This is a genomic window from Longimicrobium sp. (assembly GCF_036554565.1).
Taxonomy (GTDB): domain Bacteria; phylum Gemmatimonadota; class Gemmatimonadetes; order Longimicrobiales; family Longimicrobiaceae; genus Longimicrobium.
In genome coordinates this window covers 1-9,239 of record NZ_DATBNB010000618.1, presented here as the reverse complement: position 1 = coordinate 9,239, position 9,239 = coordinate 1, and the positions used below count along the sequence as shown (strand labels likewise).

Here is a 9,239-nt window from a genome sequence, read left to right as displayed (position 1 = left end):
CGAAGCCTGTTTTCGTCCTTCTCTCGAGAAGGGACCAGGAGCGTTGGCCTCCGCGAGCCGGACGGAGCGGAGCGTTTCCCGAGATGTGTGGCGGATCCCTCAGTCGCTGCTGTCCACGATGTGCGGGCGGGTCGCCCGTGGCCGCTCCATCGGGATGACATTGCGCATGGGCCAGCGGGCGTGCACACGAAGGCCGTCCCCTCTCGCTTTCGGCACGGCGTTTGCTTTACAACGCAAAGCACTTGACAGACGGCCCGAGCACCTGCATCATGAACACCATGGCGAAGATCCAGCCCATCCGGCCCCTGCCCGAGGCAGACGATCCCTCCCTCGACCTGCGCGAGCGGGCGATGGACAACCTGCGCTTCATCCGCGAAACGATGGAGCGCGCGGGCAGCTTTACGGCCGTTTCCGGCTGGGGGCTGGTGGTGATCGGCGTGGCGGCGGTGCTGGCGGCGTGGCTCGCCTCGCGGCAGCAGTCGCCCGAGCTCTGGCTGGCGACGTGGATGGCGGCGGCGCTGGTGTGCCTGCTGATCGGCCTGCTGACCTCGGCCACCAAGGCCCGGCACGCCAAGGTGAGCCTGCTCACCGGCCCGGGGCGCAAGTTCATCCTGAGCCTGGCGCCGCCCCTGGCCGCGGGCGCCGTGCTGACCGCCGTCCTGTTCCCCGCGGAGCTCGTCACCGTGCTTCCCGGGATGTGGCTGCTGCTGTTCGGTGTGGCCATCGTGGCCGCCGGCGCGTTCTCGGTGCGCGCGGTGCCCGTGATGGGCATGTGCTTCATGGCCGTGGGCGTGGCGGCGCTGTTTTCCCCCGCCGCCTGGGGGGACGTGTACATGGCCGCGGGGTTCGGCGGGCTCCACATGGTGTTCGGCACCCTGATCGCGCGGAGGCACGGTGGCTGACCCGAAGCCTTCGGAGCCGCTGGCCAGCTCGGTCCTGCGCAGCGTCGCCGGCTCGGCCGACGAGGGCTCGGCAGAGCTGGACCGGCTGATCCACGAGCGGGTGCGGCTGGGCATCGTCAGCGCGCTGGCGGTGAACACGTCCATGGCGTTCAACGAGCTCAAGACCATGCTGGCCCTGACGGACGGCAACCTGAGCGTGCACGCCCGCAAGCTCGAGGAAGCCGGCTACGTGGTGTGCACCAAGAGCTTCGAGGGGCGCACGCCCCGAACCGAGTACGCCCTGACCGACGCGGGGCGCACGGCACTGGAAGCGTACCTGAACCACATGGAAGCGCTGATCCACGCCGTTCGCGACCGGTGAACCGTCCCTTTTTTTGCCTGGATGCTTTACGATGCAAAGAACTTTCAACATCAGCCCAAATCCGGGGATGCACGTGGCCCTCATCATGGACGGCAACGGGCGATGGGCCGCCGCGCGTGGCTGGCCGCGGCTGGCGGGGCACCGCGAGGGGGCGAAGGCCGTGCGCCGCATCGTGGAGGCGGCGCCGGGGCTGGGCATCGGCACGGTGACGCTGTACGCGTTTTCGTCAGACAACTGGGGCCGCCCCCCGCGCGAGGTCGCCGGGCTGATGCGCCTGTTCCGCGCCTACCTGGCGGGCGAGGCGCAGCGCTGCGTGGAGAACGGGGTGCGCCTTCGCGTGATCGGGCGGCGCGACCGGCTGCCGGACGTGCTCCTTCGCCAGGTGCGCGCGGCGGAGGAGGCCACGGCGGGCGGCACCCGGCTGACGCTGAGGATCGCGCTGGACTACTCCGCCCGCGATGCGCTGCTGCGGGCCGCGGCGCTGGCGACGGGCGATTCGCGCGAGGACTTCGCCCTGGCGCTGGGGTGGGCGATGGGCGAGGACGAGCCGGCGCCCGACGTGGACCTGCTGGTCCGCACCGGCGGCGAGCAGCGGCTGAGCGATTTTCTCCTCTGGGAGTGCGCGTACGCCGAACTGTACTTCACGCCGCTCGCCTGGCCGGAGTTTGATCCCGCCGCGCTCGGGCGGGCGGTGGAGTGGTTCCAGGGGCGCGAGCGGCGGTTCGGACGATTGAAGAGTGCGTGAGTGCGTTAGTGCGGAAGTGCGGAAGTGCGGAAGTGCGTGGGGGACACCCGGTTGAACCTTGAGAGGGAGGGACAGTGATGAACGGGGCAGATGCGGTGCTCGCGAGCGAGCGGGCAACACGTGCGGCGGTCAGCCGCGAGACACGGACGGGCCTGGGCGTGCTGGGAGCCGCAGTCGCGGTCGGAATCGCGGGTGACCTGCTGCTTCGCAGCGCCCCTTGGGGCATCAACATCACCGTCTTCACCTTCGTGCTCGTGGCGGCCATCGTGGGCATGCAGCGCTGGGCGGAGACGGACGACGTGTCGGTGGGATGGATTCCGCTGGCACTCGGCGCCGCGGCGCTGATGGCCTGGCGCGACTCGCCCACGCTCAAGGCGCTCACCCTTTCGGCGCTCGCGCTGGTGCTGGCGCTGGCGATGCTGCGGGCGCGCGGCGGGCACTTGCGGCTGGCGGGGCTCGCCAACCTGGCGCTCGGGGCCCTCGCGTCCGTGGCGGACGCAGCGATGGGCACGGTGGCGCTGCTGACCCGCGACGTGCGCTGGAAGGAGCTGGGCGGCGGCGGGTGGCCCGTCGCAATCGCCGTCCTGCGCGGCACCGCCATCGGCCTGCCGCTGCTCCTGGTGTTCGGCCTGCTGCTTTCGGCGGCGGACGCGGCCTTCGAGCGGCTGCTGGGCAGCGTCTTCGGCTTCGACCTGGCGTCGGGGATGGGGCACGTGCTGCTCGCCGCGTTCATCGCCTGGCTTGCGGGCGGTGTGCTGCGAACGATGGTCGTCGGCAGCGACGAGCCGGGCCCGGAGGTCGTGCGTCCCGCCGGGCTGTCGCTGGGGATGGTGGAGGTGGGCACCGCGCTGGGGATGCTGAACGCGCTGTTCCTGGCTTTCGTCCTGGTGCAGCTGCCGTACTTCTTCGGCGGGGTGGGGCGCGTGCAGGCGGCGGGATCGGCCACGTTCTCGGAGTACGCGCGGCGCGGGTTTTTCGAGCTGGTGACGGTCGCGGGCCTCGTGCTGCCCCTGCTGCTGCTGGCCGACTGGATCGTCCGGCGCGAAAAGCCCGGGCACGAGCGCACGTTCCGGCTGCTGGTGGGCACGCAGGTGGCGCTGCTGTTCGTGATCATGGCCAGCGGCATTCACCGGATGCGCCTGTACTGGGGCGCCTACGGGCTGACGGAGCTGCGCCTGTATACAACGGCCTTCATGCTGTGGCTGGGCGTGGTGTTCGTGTGGTTCGCGTGGACGGTGCTGCGCGGCCATCGGCAGAAGTTCGCCTGGGGCGCGCTGATGGCGGCGGTGGAGATGATGGTGCTCCTGCACGTGGCGAATCCCGACGCCATGATCGTGCGCGTGAACGCCTCGCGCGCCGACGCGGCCACGCGGTTCGACGCCACCTATGCCGCGCGGCTGAGCGCGGACGCGGTTCCGCCGCTGCTGGCCACGCTCCGCGCCGTGGACGACAGCCCCACCCGCTGCCACGCCGCCGAGCGCCTGCTCGCGCGCTGGGAAGGCGAGGGCGACTGGCGCAGCTGGAGCCTGTCGCGCGGCCGTGCCAACGCGGCCGTCGCCCGCCATCGCAAGGAACTCCAGTCGATGTCCTGTCCCGTCGCGGCGTCCGCGGTTGCTGCTCCGCTGCCGGCCGGACCGGCGGTCGTCCGATGAGCACGGCGGATCTGGGCGCGCGGCTGCAGATGCCGGCGTTGGCCACCACATCCGTCGCCCTGGTGCCGCTCCCGGGCGGGCGGCAGCTGGTCCCGGGCACCACGCGCGCTCCCGCGAACGCCATGCTCTGGGTCCACGTGGTGGGGTACGGTGGGTTGGCCACCATCTGCGCCGCGGACCTGCTGGCCCCGTGGATGGGATGGGCCGTCGCCCTGCTCTACGCCCCCGGCGTGCTGTGCACGATGATGGCGGGGGCCATCCTGGGGCTGTACACGGTGTGGAAGCCCACGGAGCGCAAGTTTCGCCAGGCGATGGTGCCGGCCGCGGCGCTCGTGGCTACCCTCGCCACCTCGGAGCTGCGGACGGAGTTCGGAGTGGAAACCTACGCGTCGTCGCGGGTTGCCCAGCTCGCGCCCCTGGCGGACGAGGTGCTGCGGAGCGGGCGGATCGAAGAACTCGCGGTGGGAGTCGAATGGATGGAGTTGAACGGCTGGGCGGGAAGGCCGCGGGAGGGGCTCTTCCACGAGGCAGTGTCGACGAGCAGCTCCCTCGACGATGTGCTGCGGACGGAAGGAGTCGGCCGCGCGGAGTACGACCGTCTGACCACAGCGATGCGGGGCGCCGGCGTGGAGAGAGTGTTGGCCAGGCCTGGTCACGTTTCATTCCGGTTCGCCCAGAGCGGCTCCACGTATCTGGTCTACGCGCGCCCCGGCCAACCGCTGGCCTCCACCGCCAGCTATCTGGAACGCACGACGATGCGCCGAACGCCGCTCGGTGACGGCTGGTACCTGCTGCGCAGATAGCGTGTACGGGTCGTGACGGCCAAGGGGGGAGAGCACCGAGCGTGCCCTCCCCCGTTTTCCCGTGCAGGGCCGCCTTACGCTCGCGGCAGCACCGGCGCCCGTTCGCCGCGCAGAATCTCTTCGAGCTCGCCCACCATCGTGCCGTCGCCGGGCTCGCTGGTGTCGAACAGGCCGTCGCGACCGCGCGTGGCGTTGCGGGCCGGCGCGTGGAGGTTCAGCCATCGGTCGAACGCCTCGCAGGCGCCCAGCAGCGCGTAGAAGGTCCTGCCCCGGCGCGACGGGCTGCCCATCAGGTCGGCGATCAGCGCGATGATGGAGAAGGGGATGACGATGGCGTCCTTCATCCCGTCCAGCACCGTCTTGAACTGGAAGATGAGAAAGTCGCGGATCAGCACGCCGGACGGCGTGCCCTCGTATTCGTTCATGCCAGCCTCCGGAACGGAATCAGTGCTCATGGATGGGTGATACGGCGGGGGAGGGGCGGCGGTTTCAGCCGAAGCGGGGTGCGCCGAATTGCGGGCCTGGGCCTACAGCCGGGCCTCGGGAGGAATCTCGATGGCCACTCCATCCGCCACCCGCCGCATCACGGGAAGGATGGCGGGCACCGGGGCATCCGCCAGGGCGGCGAAGATTTCCCCGACGGTTCCGTAGCCGGCCAGGCGCCGCAGGGTGTGCACGGTGGGCGGCAGCATCTTCAGCGAGCCCAGCTCGAAGTAGTGCACCGCGCCGCGGGCCGTCAGCCAGACGCTTTCGGTCAGCTCCTCCTCGTGCGGAGTGCAGACGGCCTCGGCGTCCACGCGGGCCAGGAAGAAGCGCGTGTCGTAGCGCCGCGGCTCCGGCTCGGGGGTAATCCAGTGCGCCAGGTACAGCAGCTCGTCTCCCGCCATCCGCAGGTTGCGGGTGATGAAGATCTGCCGCAGGTCTACCACGCTGCTGAGCAGCGCGCGCCGCGCCACGTCGATGTTCGAGAGCGCCCCGCCCGGGTTGGTGGCGTCGTCCGACACGCGGGCCAGCAGGATCCCCGTTTCCTCGAACGCCTCGCGCACGGCCGCCACCACGTAGGCCAGCGCCTCGGCCGGGTCGGTAAGCCCCAGGCGCTCGGCCCACTGCATGGGCGTGGGGCCATCCAGACGCTCCATTACGGCCGGGTCGCGGTCTTCGTCGTCCACCACGCCGCCGGGAAACACCCACGCGTCCGCCGCAAAGCCGCTGCGCTTGCTGCGGCGCATCAGCAGCAGCTCCGGGCCGTCGTCCGAGTCGCGCGCCAGCAGCACGGTCGCGGCCGGCCGCGTGGGTGCCGGAACAAAGCCGCCCGCTTCCACCTTGGCCGCGAAACCCGCCGGAAGATGCTCCTCCGGAATCAGGAACACGTTCGGGTCGCCGGTGGCGCGGCGGGTCGCTGAGGCGGCGGACAGGTGCGAAGACGGCTCGGTCACGGGTGGGGACGCTGGAGTTCCGAATGGCTGAACCGCAACGTACGGCGCAGGATGCGCGCCGCGAAAGAGCCTTGCATTCGGGTGGACGCGCGCGCGGTCATCCGGAGGCCGCGGAAGCATCCACCGGGGACCCGAATCCGCCACCGCCCGGCGTCTCCAGCACCAGCCGGTCGCCCGCTTCCACCTCCATCCCGTCGACGGATTTCAGCTCCATTTCTCCGCCCGCGGCGCGCACGACGCGCTGGCGCCCGGGCGCGCCGCCCAAGCCACCCGCCATGCCGTACGGCCCCTCCGCGCGGTGCTGGGTGAGCACGGACAGCGACATCGGCTGCAGGAAGGTGAGCTCACGCACGGCGCCGTCGCCGCCGCGCCAGCGCCCGGCCCCGCCGGAGCCCGCGCGCACGGCGAAGCGGTCCACGCGCACGGGGTAGCGGTGCTCCACCACCTCGGGATCGGTGATGCGCGTGTTGGTCATGTGCGTGTGCACCGCGCTGGCCCCGTGCCATCCCGGCCCCGCGCCCGACCCGCCACAAACGGTCTCGTAGTAGCCGAAGCGCTCCGATCCCCAGAGCACGTTGTTCATGGTCCCCTGGCTGCACGCGGCCAGGCCCAGCGCCTTGAGCAGCGTGTCGGTGAGCCGCTGGCTGACCTCGGTGTTGCCGCCCACCACGGCGGGGTCGCGCGCGGCATCGCCGAAGGGCGGGTTCAGCAGGCCGGGGGGAATGTCGAGCTCTACGGCGCGCATCAGCCCCTCGTTCAACGGAAGCGGCTCGCGCACCAGCAGGCGCAGCACGTAGAGGACGACGCTGCGGACGATGGCGGGAGTTGCGTTCAGATTGCCGGGATGCACCTCCGCCGAGCCCGCGAAGCTGATGGACGCGCGGTCGCCCTCGACGACGATGCGGACGCGGAGCGGCAACCCGTCGTCCAGCCGTTCTTCCGCTTCGTAGACACCGTCGTCGATGCCGCGCAGGGCGGCGCGGATGCCGTCTTCCGCCCGGCGCTTCAGCGCGCCCATGTAGCCGGCCACGGCATCGCGTCCGTGCTCGCGGGCCATCGCGCGCAGCATCTCGGCGCCGCGGTGGTTGGCGGCGACCGCGGCGGCCAGGTCCGCCAGGTTGTCGTCCACGGCGCGCGAGGGGTGCGGGCCGCCCTCCAGCACCGCGCGGATCTCGGCCCACCGCGCCCGGCCCTCGCGCACCAGGTGCATCGGCGAGATCACCACGCCTTCTTCCGCCAGCGTGCGTGCAGACGGCGGCATAGACCCCGGCCGCGTGCCGCCGATCTCGGCGTGGTGCGCGCGGCTGGCCACGTACCCGATCATCGTGCCGTCCGTGTCGTGAACGGGCGTGATGACGGTAACGTCCGGCAGGTGCGATCCCCCGAAGCCGGGGTGGTTGGTGACGACCACGTCGCCCGGCCGCATGGGCACGGCGTCGCGGACGGCGCGCACGCACAGCCCCATGGCGCCCAGGTGTACGGGAATGTGCGGGGCGTTCACCACCAGCTCGCCGTCGGCGTCCAGCAGCGCGCAGGAGAAGTCCAGCCGTTCCTTGACGTTGGTGGAGAGCGCCGTGCGGCGGAGCATTTCGCCCATTTCTCCCACAAGCGCGCGGAAGCGGGAGATGAAGAGTTCGGTGCGGACCGCGTCTGGAGGGGAAGTGCGAGAGTGCGAAAGTGCGAAAGTGCGAGAGTGAACGGCGTCGCTCTCAGAGCCCGCGGCGGCGCCCGAAGTTACTTTCGCACTTTCGCACTTAGTACTTTCGCACTTGGTGTTATCGCACTGCAGTACCAGGTTGTCCGCCGAATCCAGCCGCGCCGTCCAATCCGGGGCGACGAAGGTGGCGCTGTGGCGCTCGGCGATCAGCGCGGGGCCCGTCAGGCGCGCGCCAAGGTCCAGACGCTCGCGCTCATACACGGGCACGTCTGCCCAGGCGCCGCCCAGCCAGGTGCGGCGGGTGGCGGCTGGGGTGGCGTCGTGCGGCTGGGGATCGGGGGCGGCCGGGGGATCGGGGACGACGGTGGATGCAATGGCGCGCAGGCTCTCCACCTCGATCGGGCGTGCGGCCGGGCGGTGGCCGTAGATGGCGGAATGGCGATCCTCGAAGGCCGTGCGGAGGTCGACGGATGGCTCCCAGTCCACCATCAGCGTGGAGTCCTGGCCCACGTAGCGCAGGCTGGCGATCCGCCGCCGGACGACGATGGACGATGCGTCCACGCCCTCGCGCGCCACGGCCTCCGCCGCCTCTGCAGCCAGCGCTTCGAAGGTGGATGCGATCTCGTTGCCGATCTCGTCCAGCCGCCGCACCACCTGCCGCTCGGCAAAGCGCTCCAGCGGCGCGTGCCCGATGCCCAGCGCGCTCAGCAGCCCCGCGTCCGCCGGAACCACGACCGTGCCGATCCCCAGACGCGAGGCGACACCGCATGCGTGCTGCGCGCCCGCCCCGCCGAACGCCACCAGCGCGTACTCGCCGGGATCGTATCCCCGCCGCAGCGAAATGCCGCGAATCGCGTCGGCCATGCGTTCGTCCGCGATGTCGATCAGGCCGGACAGCAGGGCTTCTCCGCCGACGTCCTCCCCCGTCTGCTCGCGGACGCGCGACGCCAGCTCGGCCGCGGCGGCGCGGGCGGGCTCCGGGTGCACGGGGATGGCGAAACGCGCGGCGTCCAGCCGGCCCAGCAGCAGGTTGCAGTCGGTGACGGTCAGCGGGCCGCCCGCGCCGTAGCACGCCGGCCCGGGAGACGCGCCGGCGCTTTCCGGCCCCACGCGCAGCCCCTGCGCGTCGATGGTGCAGATCGATCCGCCGCCCGCGGCCACGCTTTCGATGGCCAGCGCGGGCGCCACGATGCGCGCCCCGCCCACCTCGTGCTCCCACACGTACTCGAAGTCGCCGTCCACCCGCGCCACGTCGGTGCTCGTGCCGCCCATGTCGAAGGCGATCACCCGCGCGAACCCCGATCGCCGCCCCGCCAGCGCGGCACCCACGACGCCACCGGCCGGACCGCTCAGCAGCGAGTCCTTCGCGCGAAAGTCCGCCGGCTGCACCAGCCCGCCCGCGCTCGTCATCACATGGAGGCGTCCGCCGCCCAGCGCCCCGCGCACGCCCTCGAGGTAGCGGCCGATCACGGGCCCCAGGTAGGCATCCACCGTCGCCGTCTGCGCGCGCGCCAGCAGCCCGATGAACGGCGCCAGGTCGCTCGACAGCGCCACGTGCTCGAACCCCGCCTCGCGCAGCACGCCCGCCAGCGCCCGCTCGTGCGCCGGGTCGCGGAAGGCGTGCATCAGCGCGACGGCCGCGGAGCGCACGCCACCCGCCACCGCCCGCTCGGCCGCGGAACG

Annotated in this window: 8 protein-coding genes; 5 read left to right on the top strand and 3 right to left on the bottom strand. The window is 71.7% G+C overall.

Translation table 11 applies throughout. The features are described from left to right. Positions 1-278: 278 nt before the first annotated feature. The 5 genes from VIB55_RS17195 (at position 279) to VIB55_RS17175 (ending at position 4,463) form a co-directional block, all read left to right on the top strand. Complete coding sequence (locus tag VIB55_RS17195; RefSeq protein WP_331877899.1) at positions 279-902, top strand: hypothetical protein; 624 nt, start codon at positions 279-281, stop codon at positions 900-902. Next, positions 895-1,263 carry a transcriptional regulator gene (locus tag VIB55_RS17190; RefSeq protein ID WP_331022307.1) on the top strand — a complete coding sequence of 123 codons (369 nt, stop codon included), beginning with the start codon at positions 895-897 and terminating at the stop codon, positions 1,261-1,263. The genes VIB55_RS17195 and VIB55_RS17190 overlap by 8 nt, the downstream gene beginning before the upstream one ends. Positions 1,264-1,294: 31 nt before the next feature. Next, positions 1,295-2,008 carry a di-trans,poly-cis-decaprenylcistransferase gene (locus VIB55_RS17185; RefSeq protein ID WP_331877898.1) on the top strand — a complete coding sequence of 238 codons (714 nt, stop codon included), beginning with the start codon at positions 1,295-1,297 and terminating at the stop codon, positions 2,006-2,008. Positions 2,009-2,085: 77 nt separating this feature from the next. Further along, on the top strand, positions 2,086-3,660 hold the full coding sequence (locus VIB55_RS17180) for a DUF4173 domain-containing protein (RefSeq protein WP_331877897.1): 1,575 nt from the start codon (positions 2,086-2,088) through the stop codon (positions 3,658-3,660). Then, positions 3,657-4,463, top strand: coding sequence for a hypothetical protein (locus VIB55_RS17175; protein WP_331877896.1), 807 nt, complete (start codon positions 3,657-3,659; stop codon positions 4,461-4,463). Before VIB55_RS17180 ends, VIB55_RS17175 begins: the two co-directional genes overlap by 4 nt. Before the next feature lie 74 nt (positions 4,464-4,537). Here VIB55_RS17175 and VIB55_RS17170 read toward each other — a convergent pair whose 3' ends face one another. The 3 genes from VIB55_RS17170 to VIB55_RS17160 all read right to left on the bottom strand — a co-directional run. After that, complete coding sequence (locus tag VIB55_RS17170) at positions 4,538-4,888, bottom strand: hypothetical protein (protein ID WP_331877895.1); 351 nt, start codon at positions 4,886-4,888, stop codon at positions 4,538-4,540. 102 nt (positions 4,889-4,990) lie between these two features. Beyond that, positions 4,991-5,899, bottom strand: coding sequence for an NUDIX hydrolase (locus VIB55_RS17165; protein WP_331877894.1), 909 nt, complete (start codon positions 5,897-5,899; stop codon positions 4,991-4,993). A 97-nt stretch (positions 5,900-5,996) separates the two neighbouring features. Further along, positions 5,997-9,239, bottom strand: a 3,243-nt coding sequence (locus VIB55_RS17160; protein WP_331877893.1) for a hydantoinase B/oxoprolinase family protein, incomplete at its 5' end; no start/stop codon positions are given.

What these genes read in the sequence shown, in the direction of transcription:
- VIB55_RS17185 (WP_331877898.1), top strand. Translation starts at nt 1,295, where the DNA reads ATGCAAAGAACTTTCAACATCAGCCCAAATCCGGGGATGCACGTGGCC.
- VIB55_RS17175 (WP_331877896.1), top strand. Translation starts at nt 3,657, where the DNA reads ATGAGCACGGCGGATCTGGGCGCGCGGCTGCAGATGCCGGCGTTGGCC.
- VIB55_RS17180 (WP_331877897.1), top strand. Translation starts at nt 2,086, where the DNA reads ATGAACGGGGCAGATGCGGTGCTCGCGAGCGAGCGGGCAACACGTGCG.
- VIB55_RS17195 (WP_331877899.1), top strand. Translation starts at nt 279, where the DNA reads ATGGCGAAGATCCAGCCCATCCGGCCCCTGCCCGAGGCAGACGATCCC.
- VIB55_RS17170 (WP_331877895.1), bottom strand. Translation starts at nt 4,888, where the DNA reads ATGAACGAATACGAGGGCACGCCGTCCGGCGTGCTGATCCGCGACTTT.